We start from the raw sequence: 23250 nt of genomic DNA on the forward strand, positions 1-23250 counted from the left end.
AGTACCAAACAGTGAATTACCAGACGGTAAAGTACCAGGTACAGGTAAGATTACAGAACCAGGTCAACCAGCAGTTGAAGTTCCAGTAGAAACTCCAGCTAAGGTAACACCAGAAACACCAGTAACTGAAAAACCAGGTAAGATTGAAATCACTCAACAACCAAATGGAAATGCGATTGTAACGCCTAAGAAACCAGATGGTTCAACATACCCACCAAAAACTACGGTAGAAATTCCAGGTGAAAATGGCACACCAATCACAGTTACAATTGGCGACAATGGTTCAGGTGAAGTACCAAATGACAACCTTCCTAAGAAAGATGTCCCAGGTACAGGAACAGTAACCGAACCTAATAAGAAACCATCCCAACCAGTAGATGTAACAACACCAGCTCGTAAGACACCAACACTAGATGTTGAACAAGATCCTAAGACAGGTGACGTTACAGTAACACCTAAGAAACCAGATGGATCAACATACCCACCAGGAACTACGGTAGAAATCCCAGGTAAAGATGGTAACCCAATCACAGTCACAATCGGTGAAGACGGTAAAGGTAAAGTACCAAACAGTGAATTACCAGACGGTAAAGTACCAGGTACAGGAACAGTAACCGAACCGAACAAGAAACCATCACAACCAGTAGATGTAACAACACCAGCTCGTAAGACACCAACAGTAGATGTTGAACAAGATCCTAAGACAGGTGACGTTACAGTAACACCTAAGAGACCAGATGGCTCAACATTCCCACCAGGAACTAAGGTAGAAATCCCAGGTAAAGATGGAAACCCAATCACCGTAACAATCGGTGAAGACGGTAAAGGTAAAGTACCAAACAGTGAATTACCAGACGGTAAAGTTCCAGGTACAGGTAAGATTACAGAACCAGGTAAACCAGCTGTAGAAGTTCCAGTAACAACACCAGGTAAGGTAACACCAGAAACACCAGTTGCGCCAGTAACACCTGATACTAATGAAGCTAAGCCAAATGATTCTCAAAAAGTATTGCCAAATACTGGTACTGAATCAAATGCGACTCTTGCATCTCTAGGCCTTCTTGGTATTCTAGGTGGTCTCGGACTTGCTGTGGGAAAGAAAAAAGAAGACTAAAAATTTAGTCAAATAAATATTCATTCTTTTGTGTTATAAAGACAAACTAGATTGGTTCTGGGAATCGTGTTAGTCATAAAATAAAAAGAATGTTTAGATAAAGAAAGCGAACAATGCTAGGATTTTGTTAAACGGAATTCTAAGTATTGTTCGCTTTTGTGGTATAATAAATACTATGCATAAGAAACCGACATCAGCCTATGTGCATATTCCGTTTTGCACACAGATTTGTTATTATTGTGACTTTTCAAAAGTCTTTATTAAAAATCAGCCAGTAGACAGCTATCTAGAGCATCTACTGCAAGAATTTCATTCTTATGATATTCGAAAATTGCGTACACTCTATATTGGTGGTGGGACACCGACAGCCTTGTCTGCTTCTCAATTGGAAGTTTTGTTAGATGGATTGACTAAAAATCTGGACTTATCGATGTTGAAAGAGTTAACCATTGAGGCTAATCCTGGTGACCTGGATGCTGATAAGATTGCTGTTTTGAAAAATTCTGCAGTTAATCGTGTATCACTAGGTGTTCAGACCTTTGATGACAAAATGCTGAAAAAGATTGGGCGTAGTCATATGGAAAAGGATATTTATGAGAATATAGATCGTCTCAAACTTGCTGGTTTTGATAATATTTCCATTGACTTAATTTACGCACTTCCTGGTCAGACTATGGACCAGGTTAGGGATAATGTTGCCAAGGCTATTTCCCTTGATATTCCTCATATGAGCCTCTATAGCTTGATTTTGGAAAATCATACGGTCTTTATGAATCGCATGAGACGCGGGAAATTACCACTTCCTAAGGAAGAATTAGAAGCAGAGATGTTTGAGTATATCATTGCAGAACTAGAACGAGCTGGATTTGAGCACTATGAAATTTCTAATTTTTCTAAGCCTGGCTTTGAAAGTCGACATAATCTCATGTACTGGGATAATGCCGAGTATTATGGAATAGGTGCAGGTGCGTCTGGCTATGTAGATAGTGTTCGCTATAAAAATCATGGTCCTATCCGCCATTATTTAAAGGCGGTAGAAGAGGGAAGTGCTCGTATCAATGAGGAACACCTGAGTCAAAGGGAGCAAATGGAAGAAGAGATGTTTCTCGGCCTTCGCAAGAAGTCAGGAGTTTCCATGGCACGCTTTGAAGAAAAATTTGGACGGTCTTTCCAGGAACTGTATGGAGAAATCGTCAAAGACTTGATTCAACAAGGTCTCGTGCAGCTTGATGGTAACCGCGTTCGCATGACCAAGAGAGGTCTCTTTTTAGGAGATACAGTAGCGGAACGATTTATATTGGAGTAAAATTATGGGCTTAACTTATCAAATGAAGATGAAAATTCCTTTTGATATGGCTGACATGAATGGCCATATCAAGCTACCAGACCTTATCTTGTTGTCCCTCCAGGTATCTGGTATGCAGTCAATTGAGCTGGGAGTAAGTGACAAGGATGTTTTAGAGCAGTATAATCTGGTATGGATTATCACAGATTATGATATCGATGTGGTTCGTTTGCCTCGTTTTGCTGATGAAATCACCATTGAAACAGAAACTTTAACTTATAATCGTCTTTTTTGCTACCGACGCTTTATCATTTACGATGGAGCTGGTCAAGAGATCGTTCATATGGCAGCTACCTTTGTCCTTATGGATCGTGAGAGTCGAAAGGTTCATCCTGTAGTAGCAGAAATTGTCGCCCCTTATCAATCTGAGTTTTCTAAGAAACTGGTCCGTGGGCCAAAATATAGAGAGCTGGAAGAAGCGATAAGCAAGGATTATCACGTTCGTTTCTATGACTTAGATATGAATGGTCACGTCAATAACAGCAAATACCTAGATTGGATTTTTGAGGTCATGGGAGCCGATTTCCTGACTAACCATATCCCTAAAAAAATTAACCTTAAATATGTTAAGGAAGTTCGACCAGGCGGAATGATTACTTCTAGTTATGAATTGAATGGACTAGAAAGCCATCACCAGATTACAAGTGATGGTGACACCAATGCTCAGGCAAGGATAACTTGGCAAGAAATTAAAAAAGATTAGAAAGAAAGATATGACTTATAAAGGATATTTAATTGATTTAGACGGAACGATCTATAAGGGGAAAGATAGAATCCCTGCGGGAGAGGCTTTTGTTCATGAGTTACAAAAAAGAGAGATTCCTTATCTTTTTGTAACAAACAACACCACTCGTACACCTGAAAGTGTTCAAGAGATGTTAGCCAATCAGTTTAACATTGACACGCCTGTATCGACGATCTATACTGCAACTTTAGCTACAATTGATTACATGAATGACCTAGGACTTGAAAAGACAGTCTATGTCATCGGAGAAGCAGGCCTAAAGGAGGCCATCCAAGCAGCAGGGTATGACGAAGATAAAGAAAATCCAGCCTATGTGGTTGTTGGCTTGGACTGGCAAGTAGACTATGAAAAATTTGCTACTGCAACCCTAGCTATCCATAAAGGAGCTCATTTTATCGGTACCAACCCTGATTTAAATATTCCAACGGAACGTGGACTTTTGCCTGGTGCCGGTTCACTGATTACTCTTCTTGAAGCAGCAACTCGTGTAAAACCAGTTTATATTGGAAAACCTAATGCGATTATTATGGACAAGGCTGTTGAACACCTAGGACTTGAACGCCAAGAAATTGTCATGGTGGGAGATAATTATCTTACTGATATTCGAGCTGGTATTGACAATGGCATTCCTAGCCTTTTGGTGACGACAGGATTTACAAAACCTGAAGAAGTAGCGGATTTACCAATCGCCCCAACCCATGTCCTCTCAAGTTTAGCGGAGTGGAATTTCGATGAAAACTAAATTTACTTTTGTAGGAAGTATTCTCTTTCTCCTCTCGCTTGCGATTTTATTGACCATTTACCTGGCATGGTTGGTTTACCCTCTGGAGATTTCTTGGTTAAACTTGACAAATCGTGTTCATCTGCAACCTCAGACCATCCAGCATAATTTTAATGTTTTGATGGATTATTTGACCAATCCATTGAGTCAAGTATTGGAAATGCTGGATTTTCCTTCATCTACTTCTGGAATCCATCATTTTGCAGTTGTGAAGGGACTTTTCCATCTTGCTCAAGGAGTAGCAGTAGTAACTCTACCGATTTTCTATCTTTTTTGGAAGCAAGTTATTCAGAAAGGTTTTCTGCCACTTTATCGTAGAGCACTCTTAATCATACTTTCTCTACCTTTGGTTCTTGGTTTAGTTGGTGTCTTCATTGGTTTTGAACAATTCTTTACCTTATTTCATCAAATTCTTTTTGTGGGAGATGATACTTGGCTTTTTGATCCAGCAAAAGATCCAGTCATTCTTATCCTACCAGAGGACTTTTTCCTCCATGCCTTTCTTCTATTTTTCTGCTTGTATGAATTGATTTTTGGATTTCTGTACCTACAGAGTAGAAAAACAAATAGATAAGTGAAGAAAAGTATTACTGATTCCAAATAAAATATAGGAAAAAACTATCGTTTGTAACATGAATATTCCTATATTTAAGCAAAACATTCACATTTGATTCTAAAAAACCTATTTTTCTTGAAAAAGTAGGTTTTTTTACGGAAATAACTAGTCAAGCGCTTTATTTTTTTGTATAATAGGAATAGAAAAGTATGTAAAGAAGAGGAAAGCATGATTACACTATTTTTATCACCGAGTTGTACATCATGTCGTAAAGCAAAGGCCTGGCTCGAGAATCATAAAGTGCCATTCCAAGAGCATAATATTATGACCAGCCCTTTAACGAGAAAAGAACTGCAACACATTCTTTCCTTGACCGAAAATGGTACTGATGACATCATCTCGACTCGTTCAAAGATTTTTCAAAAATTGAATATTGATGTAGAGAGTATCTCAGTATCGGAGTTGCTTCATTTAATTGAGCAGTATCCGAGTCTTTTGCGTCGTCCGATTATTATTGATGCAAAGCGGATGCAAATCGGTTTTAATGAAGATGAGATTCGTGCTTTTCTCCCTCGTAGTTACCGTAAACAAGAACTGAAAGAAGCTACATTGAGAGCTGGTATTAATTAGATGAATAAACAGTATAGTTACCCACTAGATTTGTCGTGGAGCACTGAAGAACTTGCTTCAGTGCTTTCTTTTTTTAATGATGTTGAAGCAGCCTATGAGACTAAGGTAGAAGCAAAGAAACTACTAGATTCCTACAAGGGATTCAAAGCGGTTGTTCCAAGCAAGAGTGAAGAGAAACGCTTGGGCCGTGAATTTGAATCTGCGAGTGGTTATTCCTTCTATCGAGTTGTCCAATTAGCCAAAGAACAAGGGGAAGGGAAGATTTCGCTTGGAAAATAAATTTGTGTTTGCCAAAGAGATTGTCAAGGAAGCAGGAGACTATATTCTAGCTCACATGCAGGAAGAATTGAATATTGAGAGAAAATCATCTCCTACAGACTTGGTGACTCGTTTGGACAAGGAAGTTCAGAATTTTTTGGTTGATAGGATTCGTTCGCATTATCCTGATGACCAATTTTGTGCAGAAGAGGGCTGTCTGCGTGCTTCAGTTGGATATGGATCTGTTTGGGTCATTGATCCCATTGATGGTACTAACAACTTTGTCGCCCAAGGTGAAGATTTCGCCATTATGGTAGCGTATTTTGAAAACGGTGTGGGCCAGTTTGGGATCATTTATGATGTCATGAAAGGTCATTGTTATCATGGAGGAGGTACTTTTCAGGCCTGTCTCAATGAAGAACCCTTGCCTAATTTTAAAGATAAGCCCTTGCGAGATTTTCTAATTGCGAGTAATGCTGGCATGTTGGAAACAAATGCCTGGGGTGTCGCAGAATTGGCTAATGCTTCACTTGGCGTACGAATATATGGAAGTGCGGCTATTAGTTTTGCAAAAATATTATCTGGTCAGCTATTGACCTATATCACCTATCTCCAACCTTGGGACTATGCTGCAGCTGGTATCATTGGAAAAAGTTTAGGTTATCAGATTGTAACCTTAACTGGAGAGCCGGTGGATTTTCAGACACGACAACCAATTATGATGGTTCCAACAGACAAGTTGGCAGAAATTCAATCCTATATCTACGAAAGGAAATAAACTTACATGCAATTTCCAGAAGGATTTGTAAAAAAATATGAAGCAATATTGGGAGATGAGGCAAGAGCTTTTCTTGCCTCTTTTTATGATGAGGCAGTTTCCGCCTTTCGCATCAATCCCTTAAAAGAAAGCCAAGTTTCTTTTTCAGATACTATTCCAAATACACCCTGGGGCTATTATGGCAAGGTTTCAGGGAAATCACCTGAGCATGTAACAGGCTTGGTCTATTCCCAAGAACCTGCTGCACAAATGGTTGCACAAGTAGCTCAACCAAAGGCTGGTATGAAGGTCTTGGACTTGGCAGCGGCTCCCGGTGGTAAATCCACTCAACTGGCAGCCTATCTTGCAGGCGAAGGTCTTCTTGTTTCCAATGAAATCTCTAGCAAGCGAGCAAAGATTTTGGTTGAAAATATGGAACGGTTTGGAGCGTCAAATGTAGTTGTGACCAATGAATCTGCCGATCGTTTGGCTAAAGTGTTTAAGGGATATTTTGACCTAATTGTTCTAGATGCTCCATGTTCTGGAGAAGGAATGTTCCGAAAACAGCCAGATGCTATGGATTATTGGAGTGTAGAATATCCAAGCCAATGTGCTGACTTACAGCGTGAAATTCTAGAGGATGCAGTCACCATGTTGGCTGATGGTGGTCGTTTGGTCTATTCTACCTGTACCTGGGCTCCAGAGGAAAATGAAGAAATTATCCAATGGTTACTGGATAACTATGATTTTGAATTGATCCCAGTTCAACATATCAATGGAATGGTCCCTGGGATTGACTTACCTGAAGCCGCTAGAATGTATCCACATCACTTTAAGGGAGAAGGACAGTTTGTTGCCCATTTACAATTTCGAGGGGAAAATAAAGTCTCTAAGTTCAAGCCTTCTAAATCCAACCTCTCTCGAGAACAGATTTCCTTATGGCAGGATTTTGAGAAGAAACATTTAAAAGAGAAACTGGCTGGAGTCCTACAGGTTTTTGGAGACCAACTGTATTTATTGCCAGAAGGTCTACCAGATTTAGGAAAACTAAGAATTGCTCGAAACGGACTTCATCTTGGAACCTTTAAGAAAAAACGTTTTGAACCAAGTTTTGCACTTGGCCTAGCTTTGAAACCAAGTCTAGTCAATCAAGGAATTGAAATTCATCAAGAGGACTTTGTCAAGTATGTAGCTGGTGAAACAGTTCAATTATCTGAAACTTTGCCAAATGGCTGGTACCAAGTTTTGGTTGCTGGAAATGGTTTAGGTTTTGCAAAAGTGACAGGAAATACATTGAAGAATTATTTCCCTAAGGGCTTGAGGTTTAAGGTGAAAAACTAGTCAAAATCAGTATTCTATGTTATAGTGGAAGTATGGATTTTTTGCATAAAACATAGAAAAATAGGGCGAAATTCCAAGCTATTCATCATTATTTTCAAGGAGACAAATAGTGAAAAAATTTAAAAAACTCACACTCTCTCTTGCGACTCTTTTACTTGCTGGTTCGCTAGTAGGATGTGCAAGTTGGATTGATCGTGGGGAGTCTATGACGGCTGTTGGGTCAACTGCCCTCCAACCTTTAGTCGAGGCGGCTGCAGATGAATTTGCATCAGCTCATATCGGTAAAACGGTCAATGTTCAAGGTGGAGGTTCTGGTACAGGACTATCGCAGGTTCAGTCAGGAGCAGTAGATGTCGGAAACTCGGATGTATTTGCTGAGGAAAAAGACGGTATTGATGCTTCAGCCTTGGTCGATCATAAGGTAGCTGTTGCAGGTTTGGCTGTTATTATCAATAAAGAAGTAGATGTTGATAATCTAACGACAGATCAACTCCGACAAATCTTCACAGGAGAAATTACCAACTGGAAAGAAGTCGGCGGGAAAGATTTAGCCATCTCTATAATCAACCGTGCGGCTAGTTCAGGTTCTCGTGCAACCTTTGATAGTGTGATCATGAATGGTCAATCAGCAATGCAAAGTCAGGAACAAGATTCAAACGGGATGGTCAAATCAATCGTTTCTCAAACTCCTGGAGCTATTTCCTACCTAGCATTTGCTTATGTTGATGATTCTGTTGGGACAATCAAACTCAATGGTTATGAACCAATTTCAGAGAATGTAACCACGAATAATTGGCCTTTGTGGTCTTATGAACATATGTATACACTTGGTGAGCCAAATGAATTGGTTGCCGAATTCTTAAACTTTGTCCTTTCAGACGAAGTTCAGAACGGAATCGTTAAAGGAATGGGCTATATTTCTGTCAAGGAAATGAAGGTTGAAAAAGATGCTGCAGGGACTGTAACAGCGCTAGAAGGGAGTCAATAATGAACCAAGAAGAATTATCTAAAAAATTGCTCTCTCCGTCAAAGAACTCTCGTCTTGAGAAATTAGGGAAAAGTCTGACTTTTGCCTGTCTCTCTTTGATTGTTATCATTGTGGCTATGATTTTAATCTTTGTAGCCCAAAAAGGTTTGTCAACCTTCTTTGTCAATGGTGTGAATATCTTTGATTTTCTCTTTGGTGCAACTTGGAACCCTTCAGGTAAGCAATTTGGTGCTCTTCCAATGATTTTAGGTTCCTTTATCGTTACCATCCTATCAGCTCTTATCGCAACACCATTTGCAATTGGTGCTGCAGTCTTTATGACAGAAGTATCGCCAAAAGGGGCTAAGATTTTGCAACCAGCTATCGAACTTCTAGTTGGGATTCCTTCGGTAGTTTACGGATTTATCGGTTTGCAGGTCGTTGTACCATTTGTACGTAGTGTCTTTGGTGGAACAGGTTTTGGTATTTTATCAGGGATTTTCGTTCTCTTTGTTATGATTCTGCCCACTGTAACTTTTATGACAACTGATAGCTTACGTGCAGTTCCTCGTCACTATCGTGAAGCTAGTTTAGCCATGGGAGCAACTCGTTGGCAAACCATCTGGCGTGTAACCTTGAAGGCTGCTCGTTCAGGTATTTTTACAGCAGTGGTTTTCGGGATGGCGCGTGCTTTTGGTGAAGCCCTTGCAATTCAGATGGTTGTTGGTAACTCAGCAGTTGTTCCAACTTCATTGACGACACCAGCAGCGACTTTAACATCTGTATTGACCATGGGAATTGGTAATACCGTTATGGGAACTGTTGATAATAATGTTCTTTGGTCACTGGCCTTAGTATTGCTCTTGATGAGTTTGGCCTTTAACAGTGTGATTAAATTGATTACGAAAGAAAGAGGAAAGAAAAACTATGCACGCTAAGAAATTAGATAAACTTGCAACAGCTGTCCTCTATACCATCGCAGGAATCATTGTGACCATTCTTGCTTCCTTGATTCTCTATATCTTGGTTCGAGGCTTACCTCATGTTTCTTGGTCCTTCTTGACTGGAAAATCATCTTCTTACCAAGCAGGTGGAGGTATTGGAATTCAGCTTTATAATTCCTTCTTCCTTTTGGTCATCACCTTATTCATTTCTGTACCATTATCCATGGGTGCTGGAATTTACTTGGCTGAGTATGCCAAAAAAGGTCGTGTTACCAACTTCGTTCGTACCTGTATTGAGATTTTGTCTTCTCTACCATCAGTCGTTGTTGGTCTCTTTGGTTACCTCATCTTTGTCGTTCAGTTTGAGTATGGATTTTCAATTATTTCTGGTGCCTTGGCTTTGACCGTCTTTAACCTTCCACAGATGACACGTAATGTTGAAGACAGCTTGAAACACGTTCACCATACGCAACGTGAAGCTGGTTTAGCACTTGGACTTTCTCGTTGGGAAACAGTTCTTCATGTCGTTATCCCCGAAGCCCTACCAGGTATTGTAACAGGTATTGTCCTTGCATCAGGTCGTATCTTTGGTGAAGCTGCGGCTCTTATCTATACGGCAGGACAATCAGCTCCAGCTCTTGACTGGTCAAACTGGAATGTCCTCAGCGTAACCAGTCCAATCTCAATCTTCCGTCAAGCAGAAACCTTGGCTGTTCATATCTGGAAAGTCAACAGTGAAGGAACTATTCCTGATGGAACACTTGTTTCAGCAGGTTCTGCTGCGGTGCTCCTAATCTTTATCTTAATCTTTAATTTTGGAGCTCGCAAACTCGGAAGCTACCTACACAAGAAATTAACCGCTGCCTAAAGGAGAAGCCATGTCAAAATATAATTGGGATGAAAAGCATATCATTACCTTTCCAGAAGAAAAAGTGGCCCTCTCTACTAAGGATTTACATGTTTACTACGGTAAAAATGAATCCATTAAGGGCGTGGATATGCAATTCGAAAAAAATAAAATTACGGCCTTGATTGGTCCGTCTGGATCAGGGAAATCAACCTATCTACGCAGTCTCAATCGTATGAATGATACCATTGATATTGCCAAGGTTACAGGGCAGATTCTCTATCGAGGTATTGACGTTAACCGTCCAGAAATCAATGTTTATGAAATGCGTAAACATATCGGAATGGTCTTCCAACGTCCAAATCCATTTGCTAAATCAATCTATCGCAACATCACCTTTGCACATGAACGTGCAGGTGTAAAGGACAAGAAAGTCCTAGATGAAATTGTAGAAACATCACTTCGTCAGGCTGCCCTCTGGGATCAGGTAAAAGACGACCTCCATAAGTCTGCCTTGATGCTTTCAGGTGGTCAGCAGCAACGTCTCTGCATTGCCCGTGCTATTTCTGTAAAACCAGATATTCTCTTGATGGATGAACCGGCATCAGCTTTAGATCCGATTGCGACAGCTCAACTTGAGGAAACCATGTTGGAGTTGAAGAAGGATTTTACCATTATCATCGTAACCCACAGTATGCAACAGGCTGCGCGTGCCAGTGATTATACAGGATTTTTCTACTTGGGTGACTTGATTGAGTATGATAAGACTGCTAATATTTTCCAAAATGCTAAGCTACAGTCTACTAATGACTATGTAACTGGACACTTTGGTTAGAAAGGGAACAGTATGACAGAACCGATTTTGCAGGTTTCAGACCTGTCAGTCTATTACAATAAAAAGAAGGCCTTGAATAGTGTTTCCTTATCATTCCAACCCAAGGAAATTACGGCCCTTATCGGTCCGTCTGGATCTGGGAAATCAACACTTCTAAAGGCTATTAACCGAATGGGTGACCTTAATCCTGAAGTGACGACAACTGGATCAGTGGTTTATAACGGTCACAACATCTATAGCCCCCGTACCGATACAGTTGAATTGCGTAAGGAAATTGGAATGGTATTCCAACAACCCAATCCTTTTCCTATGTCTATCTATGAAAATGTCGTTTATGGCCTTCGCATAAATGGAGAAAAGGATAAGCAGGTCTTAGATGAAGCAGTGGAGAAGGCTTTACAACGTGCTTCAATCTGGGATGAAGTCAAAGACCGTTTGCATGACTCTGCCATTGGTCTTTCAGGTGGGCAACAGCAACGTGTTTGTGTGGCACGTGTATTGGCGACTAGCCCTAAAATCATTCTCTTGGATGAACCAACTTCAGCCTTGGACCCTATTTCTGCTGGTAAGATTGAGGAAACCTTGTATGGTCTAAAAGACAAGTACACCATGCTCTTGGTCACTCGTTCTATGCAGCAAGCATCTCGAATCTCTGATAAGACAGGATTTTTCCTCAATGGAGATTTGATTGAATTTAACGATACCAAGGATATGTTCCTCTATCCTCAACATAAGGAGACAGAGGACTACATTTCAGGTAAATTTGGATAAGGAGTGAGAAGATGTTACGATCTCAATTTGAAGAAGATTTAGAGAAATTGCATAATCAGTTTTATGCTATGGGACAAGAAGTTCTTTCCCAAATCAATCGTACCGTACGTGCTTTTGTAACGCATGACCGTGACATGGCTAAAGAAGTCATTGAGGAAGATGCAGAAGTAAACGAATACGAAGTGAAACTTGAAAAGAAATCATTTGAAATGATTGCCCTACAACAGCCAGTTTCACAAGACTTACGTACAGTTTTAACAGTTCTAAAAGCTGTGTCAGACTTAGAACGTATGGGGGACCATGCTGTATCTATCGCAAAAGCAACGATTCGTATGAAGGGTGAGCAGCGTATCCCTGCAGTTGAAGAAGAAATTAAAAAAATGGGTCGTGAAGTAAAAAACTTTGTTGAAGCCGCTTTAGAACTTTATTTGAATGGTTCTGTGGATCAAGCCTATGAAGTTGCAACCATGGATGAAAATATCAACCATTACTTTGATAACATTCGAGACCTAGCTACAGAGGAAATCAAAAAACATCCAGAAGCTATCGTCACAGGACGTGATTATTTCCAAGTTATTTCTTACTTGGAACGCATCGGTGACTATGCAAAGAATATCTGTGAATGGGTTGTTTACTTTGAAACAGGTAAGATTGTAGAATTATAAAGTATTCAAATGCTAAAATTATTGTGAAAGCTTACTTTTTACTAGAGTAAGCTTTCATTGTATAGATAATTTACTTTGTCAGAGGTGAATAATGAACTACATACAGAATATAAGAAAAAAAGTTGGAAAAGATAAAATTATTTTAAATTTCACATGTGGAATATTAAGTCAATCAGGAAAAATATTATTACAAAAACGAGCAGATAAAGGAACTTGGGGATTACCAGGCGGAGCTATTGAATTAGGCGAATCGGCTGTAGAAGCGTTAGTTCGAGAGTTTTACGAAGAAACTGGACTGAAAGTGACAGTGAAAAAACTTTTAAATGTTTATACAAAATATTCAGATAGTTATCCAAATGGTGATGAGGCTCAAGTTCTTACAATTTTGTATTTAGTTGCATCTGAAACTTCTATCTCTACAAATGTTTTTACGAGTGACGAAACTTTAGAATTAGGATTTTTTGAACATAGGGACATACAAAATATCACAATTGTAAACCAGCAACATCGAGATATGATAAATGATTTTTTTGAAAACAAGTTCCCAATAGATAGATAAACTAACTACTGAATTTCTATATTTTTTAATTATATTTTATGAAAATGCAAGAAAAACTTGACAAGTATTTCTGAATAAGTTATAATTATACAAAATTAACAGAGAGGTTGTTTATTTATGAATTTTAAAAAATGGATATTTATCTTATGTAGTTTTCTTGCAAGCTTCTTATTGGTAGCTTGCCAATCGTCTAGCTCAAGCTCGCAGTCTGCAGTGGAGGCCATCAAGCAAAAAGGAAAATTAGTGGTCGCAACTAGTCCCGACTATGCACCCTTTGAGTTTCAAGCACTTGTGGATGGTAAAAACCAAGTCGTAGGTGCGGATATTGACATGGCGCAAGCAATCGCTGATGAACTTGGAGTGAAATTGGAAATTTCAAGTATGAGTTTTGATAATGTCTTGACCAGTCTTCAAACAGGAAAAGCAGACTTAGCAATTGCGGGAATCAGTGCAACTGAAGAAAGACAAGAAGTCTTTGATTTCTCAATCCCTTACTATGAAAATAAAATTAGCTTCCTTATCAGAAAATCAGATCTTGAAAAATACAAGGATTTGGATTCTCTAGCAAGTGCTAATATTGCAGCTCAGAAAGGAACTGTTCCTGAATCTATGGTTAAAGAGCAACTTCCAAAGGCACAGTTGACTTCTTTGACAAACATGGGAGAAGCAGTCAACGAGCTCCAATCTGGTAAAGTTGATGCTGTTCATATGGATGAACCAGTTGCTCTAAGCTATGCTGCTAAGAACTCAGATTTGGCAGTAGCTACAGTAAGCTTGACTATGAAAGAAGGCGAAGCAAATGCTGTAGCTATCAAAAAAGGTAACTCAGATTTGAAGGAAGTGGTTGATAAGGTCATCCAAAAACTGAAAGATGACGGAACTTACCAAACTTATCTTGAAAAAGCTGCTAAACTAACAGAAGTAGAACAATAAAAAATAACAGAGTTGGATTTCAGTCCAGCTCTGTTTTTAAATAGCTTAGTGTTTCTTCAATATTTTCTAAAGGAACTTTTGCAAAGTGATAAGGGCAGTTCGCTAGATAGGAAGATTCAAAGAAGTCGAGTTCTAGAGGACTGTGTTTAAGACTAGCGATGCTAGAATAGTTCCTGAGATCAAGCAAAAGCCCATCATGAAGTGGATAGCTCGGTAGGGAAATGGGATAGCTTTGTAAGAGTTGTTGGATGTGCTCCTGACTTTTTTCTTGCAGTGCCAGTCGTGCTAGTCTGTTTTTTTCAAAGAGTTGACTATCAATATAGAGTGACAGGGCCTTTTGCATGATAAGGTTGTTGTCATAGTCGAGAATGTTTTTATAGGTTACAAAAGCTTCCTTGATCGCATTAGGAAGAAGAAGGGCAGTAATCCGGAGGGCAGGAAATAGACTCGTAGAAAAGGACTTGATATAGATGACCAAATCATGTTGGTCCAGATAATGAAAGGTTTGTCCCATTTTAGGATCCAAGTCACCCAGGTAGTCATCCTCAACGATATAAATCTGATATTTTGCAGTTAAGTCAAGGATAGCAAGTTTTTCCTCTTCAGAATAAGAATGGCCCAGAGGATAGTGGAAACGTGGAATGGTATAGAAGAACTTAATCTTTCCGCTTTTAAACTGTTCCTCAAGTTCTTTCAGGTCAATGCCGTCCACTCGACGTTCAATGGTTTGAAAGGGAAGATTTTGAGCTAGTAGCAGCTGGTTCATTCGATGATAGGTCGGTTGTTCGACCAGTATTTCCTGAGCTTGACCTGGAAAATCGATCTGAGAAAGAATAAACAGTGCTTGTTGGGTTCCAGACGTCATGACCAACTGGTCTGCCTTACTATAAATCGCTTGATCAAAGAGTAATGTCTGAACAGACTTTCGTAATTCTTCTAAACCCTCTTGGTGTTCATAGTAGTTGTAGAGATAATTTTCTCGCCCAATCAAGCTCTCATTGACGCACAGACGAAAATCATCATAGGCTGCTGCGTGTTCATCGTTAACTGAGATAATTAAATCTTCATGACTGGTTTGTTGCTCCAATACATAATAACCACTTTGAGGTTTTGAGTAGATATATTTCTCGTATCGGAGTTCTAAGAGTGCGCGCTGTATGGTGTCTTTGCTACAGTGAAAATCTTGACTGAGTTTTCGGATAGATGGTAGGCGACTTCCAGTGGGAAATCTACCTGATTCTATCTCATTTTTTAGATAGTGAACGACTTGTTCATACTTGCTTTCTTGCTTCATCCCAGACCTCTCATGATTTTGTTACATTGTACCTTTTTTTTAGAAGTTTGGCAATGTTATACTCTTCGAAAATCTCTTCAAACCGCGTCAACGTCGCCTTGCCGTATATATGTTACTGACTTCGTCAGTTCTATCCACAACCTCAAAACAGTGTTTTGAGCAACTTGCGGCTAGTTTCCTAGTTTGCTCTTTGATTTTCATTGAATATTAAAAGGCAGTCTAGCATTCAATTCTAATCAGAAATGTGATATACTTAGTAAGTAAAATTTTCAAAGAAGAGTGAGATGATGAAGGTGCAAGAACCAGTTAAATTATTCCAATATAATACTTTGGGAGCCTTGATGGCGGGACTTTACGGTGGAACCATGACCGTTGGTGAATTGCTGCAACATGGTGATTTAGGTTTAGGGACGCTGGACTCTATCGATGGAGAATTGATTGTCTTAAATGGGAAAGCTTATCAGGCTAAGGGATCAGGTGAGAAACCTGAAATTGTGGAAGTTTCACCAGATGCTTTGATCCCCTATGCAGCAGTTGTACCCCACCAGGCAGAAGTTATTTTCCGTCAGCGTTTTGAAATGACTGATCAGGAACTTGAAAAACGTATTGAGTCCTATTATGATGGAGAGAATCTTTTCCGTTCCATCAAGATTCATGGTGATTTTAAACACATGCATGTGCGCATGATTCCTAAGTCAACCTCTGAAACTAAGTTTGCAGAAGTAGCAACGCATCAGCCAGAGTATAGTCGCGAAAATGTTTCAGGAACCATCGTCGGTTTTTGGACACCTGAAATTTTCCATGGAGTTAGTGTTGCTGGTTACCATCTACACTTTATCTCAGATGACCTAACCTTTGGTGGCCACGTTATGGACTTTGTCATCAAGGAAGGTATTGTAGAAGTGGGTGCAGTTGACCAGTTGGATCAACGTTTTCCTGTTCAGGATCGTCAATATCTATTTGCTAAGTTTAATGTTGACGAGATGAAAAAAGATATCGATAAGTCAGAATAAAAGGAGTCAAATATGAAAATTCATGTAATAATAACGATGGTGGCCTTGTTTGCCGTCCTCATTGCAGCAGTTTGGTACGCAAGAAAGAAATACAAGATTAATTTTGCAGTTTTGGGACTTGGGGCAGTTGCATTTTTTGCTTCATCTCAGGTCTTGGAGAAAATCGTTCATCTCTTGGTTCTTCATCCACAAAAGGATGGGACAGTTCCACTCATGACGGAAAATCCCCTTCTATATGTGATTTACGGGATCTGTATGGCTGCTTTGTTTGAAGAAACAGCTCGACTAATCTTTTTCAAATGGTTGAACAAAAAAAGAGAGATGGAAGATTCAGATGCCCTCGCCTATGGTCTTGGTCATGGTGGGCTAGAAATGATCTATATCGGGATTGCAAGTTTACTCAATCTCTTCATCCTCTTTTCAGCAGTAGAATCTCAAAATCCAAACATCATGCAACTCTTGCCTGAAAGCACGCTTGCTACGATTAACAATCTAGCAGCATGGCAGATTTACCTTTTGGGACTTGAGCGAATCCTAGCCTTGCTTCTTCAAGTCGGTTTGACCTTCTGGGTTTTCCAAGCTGTTCGCCAAAAAAAATGGATTTATCTACTAGCAGCTTACGGTCTGCATGCTTTATTTGATCTGGCACCGAGCCTATCTCAAGTTGGCTGGATTTCAAATCCTCTGGTGGTAGAGGGAATCTTAGCAGTAGAAGTTTTGGCTTTCGTTTTCCTAACAAAATCAATCTTTTACAAGAAGCAGTAATATCAAGGAGGCCTAGCCTCTTTTTTATATTGCCTCTGGTAAAAGGTGACATAATCATCGAAAAAAATGGCTAAAAATGGTATAATGGAATGAATTTCATAAAAGGATTAGAAAAATGACTGTATCAGATAAATTAAAAGAAACCCTAGAAGGAATCGATATTCGTTTCGACGAACCTTTAAAATCCTATACTTATACAAAAGTTGGAGGAAAGGCAGATTATTTAGTTTTTCCACGCAATCGCTATGAGATGGCTCGTGTGGTCAAGTTTGCCAATCAGGAAAAGATTCCTTGGATGGTTCTTGGAAATGCAAGTAATATTATCGTTCGTGAGGGTGGAGTCCGTGGCTTTGTAATCATGTGTGACAAGCTTAATAATGTTTCTGTTGATGGCTACACCATTGAGGCTGAAGCTGGAGCTAACTTGATTGAAACCACTCGTATTGCCCTCCGTCATAGCTTGACTGGTTTTGAGTTTGCTTGTGGAATTCCAGGAAGCGTCGGTGGTGCTGTCTTTATGAATGCTGGCGCTTATGGTGGTGAGATTGCTCATGTTCTCCAGTCTTGTCAAATCTTGACTAAGGAAGGTGAAATCGAAACCTTGTCTGCTAAAGACTTGAACTTTGGTTACCGTCATTCAGCTATTCAAGCATCAGGGGCAGTAGTCCTTTCTGCTAAGTTCGCCCTAGCTCCAGGTAATCACCAAGTCATCAAACAGGAGATGGACCGCTTGACTCATCTTCGTGAACTCAAGCAACCTTTGGAGTATCCTTCATGTGGATCAGTTTTTAAACGTCCAGTGGATCATTTTGCAGGGCAATTGATTGCAGAAGCAGGCTTGAAAGGTTATCGTATCGGTGGGGTTGAAGTTTCTGAAAAGCATGCAGGCTTTATGATTAATGTTGCTGATGGAACTGCTAAGGACTATGAGGAATTGATCGAGTCTGTCATTGAAAAAGTTAAAGAACACTCAGGTGTTACTCTTGAGCGAGAAGTTCGTATCTTGGGTGAACATGAGTAAATAGTAGAAATAGCCTAGCTGCTACTAACTAGAAATGTAAAGGGGGTGAAAGCCTATCGGTAGCGAAGATATATGCAGGTGGTCTAACTCCCTGCAAGAGGTAGTAGCGGCCTGACAGAGCCCTGATCTGTTAATCTATGAAAAAGAAGGAATTTATCCAATTGAAAAAACCAATTATCGAATTCAGAAACGTTTCTAAAGTTTTTGAAGATAGCAACACCAAGGTTCTCAAGGATATTAACTTTGAGTTGGAAGAAGGGAAGTTCTATACACTTCTCGGTGCCTCAGGATCTGGTAAATCAACCATCCTCAATATCATTGCAGGTTTGCTGGATGCAACAACTGGTGATATCATGCTAGACGGTGTCCGTATCAATGACATCCCGACCAATAAACGTGATGTTCATACGGTCTTCCAGTCTTATGCCTTGTTCCCACATATGAATGTGTTTGAAAATGTTGCTTTTCCATTGCGATTGCGTAAGGTCGATAAAAAAGAAATCGAAAAACGTGTATTAGAAGTTCTCAAGATGGTTCAGCTAGAAGGATTTGAAAAACGTTCAATCCGTAAGCTATCTGGAGGACAACGTCAGCGTGTGGCCATCGCCCGTGCTATCATTAACCAGCCTCGTGTGGTCTTGTTGGATGAACCTTTGTCAGCCTTGGACTTGAAGTTGCGAACAGACATGCAGTACGAACTGCGTGAACTGCAACAACGCTTGGGCATTACCTTTGTCTTTGTTACCCATGATCAGGAAGAAGCCTTGGCCATGAGTGACTGGATTTTCGTTATGAATGATGGTGAGATTGTTCAGTCTGGAACACCCGTTGACATCTACGATGAGCCCATCAACCACTTTGTTGCAACCTTCATCGGGGAGTCAAATATCTTGCCAGGTACCATGATAGAGGACTACTTGGTTGAGTTCAATGGCAAACGCTTTGAAGCGGTTGACGGTGGGATGAAGCCAAATGAACCAGTCGAAGTCGTGATTCGTCCAGAGGACTTGCGCATTACCCTTCCAGAAGAAGGAAAACTTCAAGTTAAGGTTGATACTCAGCTTTTCCGTGGGGTTCACTATGAGATTATCGCCTATGATGAACTTGGCAATGAATGGATGATCCACTCGACTCGTAAGGCCATCGTTGGGGAGGAAATCGGTCTGGACTTTGAACCAGAAGACATCCACATCATGCGTCTTAATGAAACAGAAGAAGAGTTCGATGCTCGTATCGAGGAATACGTAGAAATCGAAGAGCAAGAAGCAGGTTTGATTAACGCTATCGAGGAGGAAAGAGATGAAGAAAACAACCTCTAAACTCTTTGTAGTGCCCTACATGCTTTGGATTGCACTCTTTGTTTTGGCACCCTTGGTCTTGATTTTTGGGCAATCCTTTTTCAACATTGAAGGTCAGTTCAGTTTAGAAAACTATAAATCTTACTTTGCGTCACAAAACTTGACCTACCTTAAAATGAGCTTCAACTCTGTTCTTTATGCAGGGATTGTGACTCTAGTGACACTCTTGATCAGCTATCCAACAGCCCTCTTTTTGACTCGTCTCAAACACCGTCAACTCTGGCTCATGCTAATCATTTTGCCAACCTGGATTAACCTGCTCCTTAAGGCTTACGCCTTTATCGGGATTTTTGGTCAAAATGGTTCTATCAACCAATTCCTAGAATTTATCGGAATTGGTTCTCAGCAGTTGCTCTTTACAGATTTCTCATTTATATTTGTCGCAAGCTATATCGAGCTTCCCTTTATGATTTTGCCGATTTTCAATGTCTTAGACGATATGGATAACAATCTCATTAATGCTAGCTATGATCTAGGTGCGACCAAGTGGGAAACCTTCCGTCATGTCATCTTCCCTCTGTCTATGAATGGGGTGCGAAGCGGCGTTCAATCTGTCTTTATCCCAAGTTTGAGTCTCTTCATGCTGACTCGTTTGATTGGTGGGAATCGAGTGATTACTTTGGGGACTGCTATCGAGCAAAACTTCCTGACCAATGACAACTACGGTATGGGTTCAACTATCGGTGTTGTTCTTATCCTGACCATGTTTATCACTATGTGGGTGACTAAGGAAAGGAGAGAACGATGAAAAAAATTGCCAATCTCTACCTAGCCTTTGTCTTTATTGTCCTTTATTTGCCAATCTTTTACTTGATCGGCTATGCCTTTAATGCAGGCGATGATATGAATAGCTTTACAGGCTTTAGCTGGACTCACTTTGAAACCATGTTTGGTGATGGGAGACTCATGCTGATTTTGGTTCAGACCTTTTTCTTAGCCTTCCTATCAGCCTTGATTGCGACTGTTATTGGGACTTTCGGTGCTATCTATATCTACCAATCACGCAAAAAATACCAAGAAGCCTTTTTATCGCTCAATAATATTTTGATGGTTGCGCCAGATGTTATGATTGGTGCCAGCTTCTTGATTCTCTTTACACAACTCAAGTTTTCTCTTGGCTTTCTGACTGTTCTGTCTAGTCACGTGGCCTTCTCCATTCCTATCGTAGTGCTTATGGTCTTGCCTCGATTAAAAGAGATGAATGGAGATATGATTCATGCGGCCTATGACCTTGGAGCTAGCCAGTTCCAAATGTTTAAGGAAATCATGCTCCCATACTTAACGCCGTCTATCATCGCAGGTTACTTTATGGCTTTCACCTATTCCTTAGATGACTTTGCCGTGACCTTCTTTGTAACGGGAAATGGTTTTTCAACCTTGTCAGTTGAGATCTACTCTAGAGCTCGTAAGGGAATTTCTCTAGAAATTAATGCTCTTTCAGCCTTGGTCTTTCTCTTTAGTATTATCCTAGTTGTCGGATATTACTTCATTTCACGTGAGAAGGAGGAGCAAGCATGAAACGACTCTATTCATTTTTAGCAGGAATTCTAGCGATTATCCTTGTTTTGTGGGGAATTTCTTATCATCTTGACAGTAAAATCAATAGCCGTGATAGTCAAAAATTGGTTATCTACAACTGGGGAGACTATATCGCCCCTGAACTTCTCGAGAAATTTACAGAAGAAACAGGAATCCAAGTCCAGTATGAGACCTTTGACTCCAACGAAGCCATGTACACGAAAATCAAGCAGGGTGGGACAACCTATGATATTGCCATCCCAAGTGAGTACATGATAAACAAGATGAAGGATGAAGACCTTCTAGTTTCACTGGATTATAGCAAGATTGAGGGCATTGAGAATATCGGTTCTGAATTTCTCAACCAGTCCTTTGATCCCAACAACCAGTACTCTATCCCATACTTCTGGGGGACCTTGGGAATCGTCTACAATGAGACTATGGTGGAAGAAGCGCCTGAACATTGGGACGACCTTTGGAAGCCAGAGTATAAGAACTCCGTTATGCTCTTTGATGGGGCGCGTGAGGTACTTGGACTAGGTCTTAACTCTCTAGGATACAGTCTGAACTCCAAAGATCCTGAACAATTAGAAGAGACAGTAGACAAACTCTACAAGCTAACGCCTAACATCAAGGCCATCGTTGCCGATGAGATGAAGGGTTACATGATTCAGAACAATGCTGCCATCGGTGTGACTTTCTCAGGAGAAGCCAGCCAAATGCTGGAGAAAAATGAAAATCTCCGCTATGTCGTACCGACAGAGGCAAGTAATCTCTGGTTTGACAATATGGTCATTCCTAAGACTGTCAAAAACCAGGATGCTGCCTATGCCTTCATTAACTTTATGTTGAAACCTGACAATGCTCTTAAGAACGCAGAGTATGTCGGTTATTCAACACCAAATAATGCTGCTAAGGAAATGCTCCCTGAGGAGACAAAAGAGGACAAGTCCTTTTATCCAGATGCAGATACTATGAAACATCTAGAAGTTTATGAGAAATTTGACCATAAATGGACTGGAAAATATAGTGACCTCTTCCTACAATTCAAGATGTATCGTAAGTAGGAATAAACAAAAAGAACGAATCAGTCAAACTGGTTCGTTTTTTGAATAGTTGTATAGCTGTATATTTTTACTATCCTATTTGCTTATTTTATAGCCTAGTAGTATACTAAGTTTATAATAATAGAAAGCGGTAACAAATCATGAAAATGTCTACTTTTTTCAAAAAAAGTTATTGGCCAACCTTTTTGATTGTTAACGAAACAATTATACTATTCCATTTAAAGGATGGCTTGGATCGACAATACCTAACAACTGATTCCATACATTTGGTGATAGGTTACTTTATATTTGCAAATATTTTCGTATTTATGTATAGCAATTCGAAAACTTGGAATAAAAGTTGGGATAAAAAGAAAAATGGCAGTAAGAAAAAATATATCCTGAAAAATTAACCAGAGATATAGGGAGTTGGTTATTTAAATGAGGATTATTTCCAGTTGACGCAGACTTAAAAAAACGATATAATAAGAAAGTTGAGAATTGATTTTCTCTCCATCTTAGTTCAGAGAATTGGCGGTGCTGCGAGCCATCTAAGATAGAAAGTCATGCTACTCAATCCAACAATTGCATAAGAACGAAAGAATGACAAGTTCATTGAATGAAGGTGGTACCGCGGTTTTTCGCCCTTCGTGATATGGATTTGTCTTTTATTTTTGGAGGTGCTTATGAGAAGATTTCTTGTCAAACAAAAATTTCGCCTAGGTGGTGAACGTTTTGATATCAAGGATGAGTTGGGCAATGTCGCCTATCAGGTTGAAGGTTCATTTTTTAAGATTCCTAAAACCTTTACCATCTATGATGTTGCTGGTGAACAGGTCAGTGAGATTAGTAAGGAAGTCTTAACTTTCCTACCTCGTTTTGAAATTCAACTGAGTAACGGTGATCATTTTTATATCCGAAAGAAGTTGACTTTCTTCAGAGATAAGTATGAGTTTGATAATCTCGGTCTTCGTATCGAAGGAAATGTCTGGGATTTGAATTTTAAATTGCTGGATGATCGTGACCAAGTGATTGCTGAGATTACCAAGGAACTTTTCCATTTAACCTCTACCTATACCGTAACCGTCTATGACGAATCTTATGCAGACCTAGTCATTTCCCTCTGTGTCGCTATCGACTATGTGGAAATGCTAGAAAGCCAATCAAATTAGTAAAAAGGAGATATA

27 protein-coding genes are annotated in these 23250 nt (G+C 39.8%); 26 read left to right on the plus strand and 1 reads right to left on the minus strand.

Annotated elements, in window-relative coordinates:
- From QM867_RS02740 to QM867_RS02820, 17 genes are all read left to right on the plus strand, one after another.
- Positions 1–1114: LPXTG cell wall anchor domain-containing protein (locus tag QM867_RS02740; protein WP_414315115.1), on the plus strand; the 1114-nt coding region annotated here is incomplete at its 5' end.
- Between the two features lie 175 nt (positions 1115–1289).
- Positions 1290–2420: a radical SAM family heme chaperone HemW gene (gene hemW, locus QM867_RS02745; RefSeq protein WP_414315116.1), complete on the plus strand. Its 1131-nt coding sequence runs from the start codon at positions 1290–1292 to the stop codon at positions 2418–2420.
- Positions 2421–2424: 4 nt separating this feature from the next.
- The gene (locus QM867_RS02750) at positions 2425–3162 is read left to right on the plus strand and encodes an acyl-ACP thioesterase domain-containing protein (protein ID WP_414315117.1); all 738 of its coding nucleotides are present in this window, start codon (positions 2425–2427) and stop codon (positions 3160–3162) included.
- 10 nt (positions 3163–3172) lie between these two features.
- Positions 3173–3946: a TIGR01457 family HAD-type hydrolase gene (locus QM867_RS02755; protein WP_414315118.1), complete on the plus strand. Its 774-nt coding sequence runs from the start codon at positions 3173–3175 to the stop codon at positions 3944–3946.
- Positions 3936–4559 carry a TIGR01906 family membrane protein gene (locus QM867_RS02760; protein WP_414315119.1) on the plus strand — a complete coding sequence of 208 codons (624 nt, stop codon included), beginning with the start codon at positions 3936–3938 and terminating at the stop codon, positions 4557–4559. The genes QM867_RS02755 and QM867_RS02760 overlap by 11 nt, the downstream gene beginning before the upstream one ends.
- A 210-nt stretch (positions 4560–4769) precedes the next feature.
- Positions 4770–5171, plus strand: coding sequence for a Spx/MgsR family RNA polymerase-binding regulatory protein (locus QM867_RS02765; protein WP_045763368.1), 402 nt, complete (start codon positions 4770–4772; stop codon positions 5169–5171).
- On the plus strand, positions 5172–5450 hold the full coding sequence (locus QM867_RS02770) for a UPF0223 family protein (RefSeq protein WP_001041984.1): 279 nt from the start codon (positions 5172–5174) through the stop codon (positions 5448–5450).
- Positions 5440–6207, plus strand: coding sequence for an inositol monophosphatase family protein (locus QM867_RS02775; RefSeq protein WP_414315120.1), 768 nt, complete (start codon positions 5440–5442; stop codon positions 6205–6207). The genes QM867_RS02770 and QM867_RS02775 overlap by 11 nt, the downstream gene beginning before the upstream one ends.
- Before the next feature lie 6 nt (positions 6208–6213).
- Positions 6214–7527 (plus strand): RsmF rRNA methyltransferase first C-terminal domain-containing protein, encoded by a 1314-nt coding sequence (locus tag QM867_RS02780; protein WP_414315121.1) that lies wholly within the window; start codon positions 6214–6216, stop codon positions 7525–7527.
- A 109-nt stretch (positions 7528–7636) separates the two neighbouring features.
- The gene (locus tag QM867_RS02785; RefSeq protein WP_414315122.1) at positions 7637–8515 is read left to right on the plus strand and encodes a phosphate ABC transporter substrate-binding protein PstS; all 879 of its coding nucleotides are present in this window, start codon (positions 7637–7639) and stop codon (positions 8513–8515) included.
- On the plus strand, positions 8515–9432 hold the full coding sequence (gene pstC, locus QM867_RS02790; RefSeq protein ID WP_045763363.1) for a phosphate ABC transporter permease subunit PstC: 918 nt from the start codon (positions 8515–8517) through the stop codon (positions 9430–9432). The genes QM867_RS02785 and pstC overlap by 1 nt, the downstream gene beginning before the upstream one ends.
- Complete coding sequence (gene pstA / locus QM867_RS02795) at positions 9422–10306, plus strand: phosphate ABC transporter permease PstA (protein WP_000543058.1); 885 nt, start codon at positions 9422–9424, stop codon at positions 10304–10306. The genes pstC and pstA overlap by 11 nt, the downstream gene beginning before the upstream one ends.
- 10 nt (positions 10307–10316) lie before the next feature.
- On the plus strand, positions 10317–11120 hold the full coding sequence (pstB, locus tag QM867_RS02800; protein WP_316107928.1) for a phosphate ABC transporter ATP-binding protein PstB: 804 nt from the start codon (positions 10317–10319) through the stop codon (positions 11118–11120).
- A gap of 12 nt (positions 11121–11132) precedes the next feature.
- The gene (gene pstB, locus QM867_RS02805; RefSeq protein WP_045763360.1) at positions 11133–11891 is read left to right on the plus strand and encodes a phosphate ABC transporter ATP-binding protein PstB; all 759 of its coding nucleotides are present in this window, start codon (positions 11133–11135) and stop codon (positions 11889–11891) included.
- A gap of 11 nt (positions 11892–11902) precedes the next feature.
- Entirely contained in the window at positions 11903–12556 is a 654-nt protein-coding gene (phoU, locus tag QM867_RS02810; protein WP_045763359.1) for a phosphate signaling complex protein PhoU, read from the plus strand.
- A 91-nt stretch (positions 12557–12647) separates the two neighbouring features.
- Positions 12648–13115, plus strand: coding sequence for an NUDIX hydrolase (locus QM867_RS02815; RefSeq protein WP_049548248.1), 468 nt, complete (start codon positions 12648–12650; stop codon positions 13113–13115).
- A 117-nt stretch (positions 13116–13232) separates the two neighbouring features.
- Positions 13233–14048 carry an ABC transporter substrate-binding protein gene (locus QM867_RS02820; protein ID WP_315639309.1) on the plus strand — a complete coding sequence of 272 codons (816 nt, stop codon included), beginning with the start codon at positions 13233–13235 and terminating at the stop codon, positions 14046–14048.
- A 19-nt stretch (positions 14049–14067) separates the two neighbouring features.
- Here QM867_RS02820 and QM867_RS02825 read toward each other — a convergent pair whose 3' ends face one another.
- Complete coding sequence (locus tag QM867_RS02825; RefSeq protein ID WP_414315123.1) at positions 14068–15342, minus strand: PLP-dependent aminotransferase family protein; 1275 nt, start codon at positions 15340–15342, stop codon at positions 14068–14070.
- Between the two features lie 284 nt (positions 15343–15626).
- Here QM867_RS02825 and budA point away from each other — a divergent pair, with 284 nt between their 5' ends.
- The 9 genes from budA (at position 15627) to QM867_RS02870 (ending at position 23235) form a co-directional block, all read left to right on the plus strand.
- Positions 15627–16355: an acetolactate decarboxylase gene (budA, locus tag QM867_RS02830; protein ID WP_414315124.1), complete on the plus strand. Its 729-nt coding sequence runs from the start codon at positions 15627–15629 to the stop codon at positions 16353–16355.
- 12 nt (positions 16356–16367) lie between these two features.
- Positions 16368–17120: a YhfC family intramembrane metalloprotease gene (locus QM867_RS02835; protein WP_414315125.1), complete on the plus strand. Its 753-nt coding sequence runs from the start codon at positions 16368–16370 to the stop codon at positions 17118–17120.
- Between the two features lie 115 nt (positions 17121–17235).
- Positions 17236–18141, plus strand: coding sequence for a UDP-N-acetylmuramate dehydrogenase (gene murB, locus QM867_RS02840; RefSeq protein ID WP_414315126.1), 906 nt, complete (start codon positions 17236–17238; stop codon positions 18139–18141).
- Positions 18142–18302: 161 nt separating this feature from the next.
- On the plus strand, positions 18303–19460 hold the full coding sequence (locus tag QM867_RS02845) for an ABC transporter ATP-binding protein (protein ID WP_075230684.1): 1158 nt from the start codon (positions 18303–18305) through the stop codon (positions 19458–19460).
- Positions 19441–20247, plus strand: a complete 807-nt coding sequence (locus tag QM867_RS02850; protein WP_000754116.1) for an ABC transporter permease — start codon at positions 19441–19443, stop codon at positions 20245–20247. Before QM867_RS02845 ends, QM867_RS02850 begins: the two co-directional genes overlap by 20 nt.
- Positions 20244–21017, plus strand: a complete 774-nt coding sequence (locus QM867_RS02855) for an ABC transporter permease (protein WP_371560328.1) — start codon at positions 20244–20246, stop codon at positions 21015–21017. The genes QM867_RS02850 and QM867_RS02855 overlap by 4 nt, the downstream gene beginning before the upstream one ends.
- Complete coding sequence (locus QM867_RS02860) at positions 21014–22084, plus strand: ABC transporter substrate-binding protein (RefSeq protein ID WP_371607639.1); 1071 nt, start codon at positions 21014–21016, stop codon at positions 22082–22084. Before QM867_RS02855 ends, QM867_RS02860 begins: the two co-directional genes overlap by 4 nt.
- A gap of 140 nt (positions 22085–22224) precedes the next feature.
- A complete protein-coding gene (locus QM867_RS02865) occupies positions 22225–22476 on the plus strand; it encodes a hypothetical protein (protein WP_371607640.1) in 252 nt (83 codons plus the stop codon).
- Positions 22477–22749: 273 nt separating this feature from the next.
- Positions 22750–23235: an LURP-one-related/scramblase family protein gene (locus tag QM867_RS02870; RefSeq protein WP_414315127.1), complete on the plus strand. Its 486-nt coding sequence runs from the start codon at positions 22750–22752 to the stop codon at positions 23233–23235.
- Positions 23236–23250 lie beyond the last annotated feature (15 nt).

Origin of the sequence: Streptococcus infantis, from assembly GCF_047463635.1 — a bacterium.
GTDB lineage: Bacteria > Bacillota > Bacilli > Lactobacillales > Streptococcaceae > Streptococcus > Streptococcus infantis_W.

What these genes read in the sequence shown, in the direction of transcription:
- QM867_RS02765 (WP_045763368.1), top strand. Translation starts at nt 4,770, where the DNA reads ATGATTACACTATTTTTATCACCGAGTTGTACATCATGTCGTAAAGCA.
- QM867_RS02750 (WP_414315117.1), top strand. Translation starts at nt 2,425, where the DNA reads ATGGGCTTAACTTATCAAATGAAGATGAAAATTCCTTTTGATATGGCT.
- QM867_RS02860 (WP_371607639.1), top strand. Translation starts at nt 21,014, where the DNA reads ATGAAACGACTCTATTCATTTTTAGCAGGAATTCTAGCGATTATCCTT.
- pstC (WP_045763363.1), top strand. Translation starts at nt 8,515, where the DNA reads ATGAACCAAGAAGAATTATCTAAAAAATTGCTCTCTCCGTCAAAGAAC.
- QM867_RS02850 (WP_000754116.1), top strand. Translation starts at nt 19,441, where the DNA reads ATGAAGAAAACAACCTCTAAACTCTTTGTAGTGCCCTACATGCTTTGG.
- phoU (WP_045763359.1), top strand. Translation starts at nt 11,903, where the DNA reads ATGTTACGATCTCAATTTGAAGAAGATTTAGAGAAATTGCATAATCAG.
- QM867_RS02780 (WP_414315121.1), top strand. Translation starts at nt 6,214, where the DNA reads ATGCAATTTCCAGAAGGATTTGTAAAAAAATATGAAGCAATATTGGGA.
- QM867_RS02865 (WP_371607640.1), top strand. Translation starts at nt 22,225, where the DNA reads ATGAAAATGTCTACTTTTTTCAAAAAAAGTTATTGGCCAACCTTTTTG.
- QM867_RS02770 (WP_001041984.1), top strand. Translation starts at nt 5,172, where the DNA reads ATGAATAAACAGTATAGTTACCCACTAGATTTGTCGTGGAGCACTGAA.
- budA (WP_414315124.1), top strand. Translation starts at nt 15,627, where the DNA reads ATGATGAAGGTGCAAGAACCAGTTAAATTATTCCAATATAATACTTTG.
- QM867_RS02820 (WP_315639309.1), top strand. Translation starts at nt 13,233, where the DNA reads ATGAATTTTAAAAAATGGATATTTATCTTATGTAGTTTTCTTGCAAGC.
- QM867_RS02870 (WP_414315127.1), top strand. Translation starts at nt 22,750, where the DNA reads ATGAGAAGATTTCTTGTCAAACAAAAATTTCGCCTAGGTGGTGAACGT.
- QM867_RS02815 (WP_049548248.1), top strand. Translation starts at nt 12,648, where the DNA reads ATGAACTACATACAGAATATAAGAAAAAAAGTTGGAAAAGATAAAATT.
- pstA (WP_000543058.1), top strand. Translation starts at nt 9,422, where the DNA reads ATGCACGCTAAGAAATTAGATAAACTTGCAACAGCTGTCCTCTATACC.
- QM867_RS02825 (WP_414315123.1), bottom strand. Translation starts at nt 15,342, where the DNA reads ATGAAGCAAGAAAGCAAGTATGAACAAGTCGTTCACTATCTAAAAAAT.
- pstB (WP_045763360.1), top strand. Translation starts at nt 11,133, where the DNA reads ATGACAGAACCGATTTTGCAGGTTTCAGACCTGTCAGTCTATTACAAT.
- QM867_RS02760 (WP_414315119.1), top strand. Translation starts at nt 3,936, where the DNA reads ATGAAAACTAAATTTACTTTTGTAGGAAGTATTCTCTTTCTCCTCTCG.
- pstB (WP_316107928.1), top strand. Translation starts at nt 10,317, where the DNA reads ATGTCAAAATATAATTGGGATGAAAAGCATATCATTACCTTTCCAGAA.
- hemW (WP_414315116.1), top strand. Translation starts at nt 1,290, where the DNA reads ATGCATAAGAAACCGACATCAGCCTATGTGCATATTCCGTTTTGCACA.
- QM867_RS02755 (WP_414315118.1), top strand. Translation starts at nt 3,173, where the DNA reads ATGACTTATAAAGGATATTTAATTGATTTAGACGGAACGATCTATAAG.
- QM867_RS02835 (WP_414315125.1), top strand. Translation starts at nt 16,368, where the DNA reads ATGAAAATTCATGTAATAATAACGATGGTGGCCTTGTTTGCCGTCCTC.
- QM867_RS02855 (WP_371560328.1), top strand. Translation starts at nt 20,244, where the DNA reads ATGAAAAAAATTGCCAATCTCTACCTAGCCTTTGTCTTTATTGTCCTT.
- murB (WP_414315126.1), top strand. Translation starts at nt 17,236, where the DNA reads ATGACTGTATCAGATAAATTAAAAGAAACCCTAGAAGGAATCGATATT.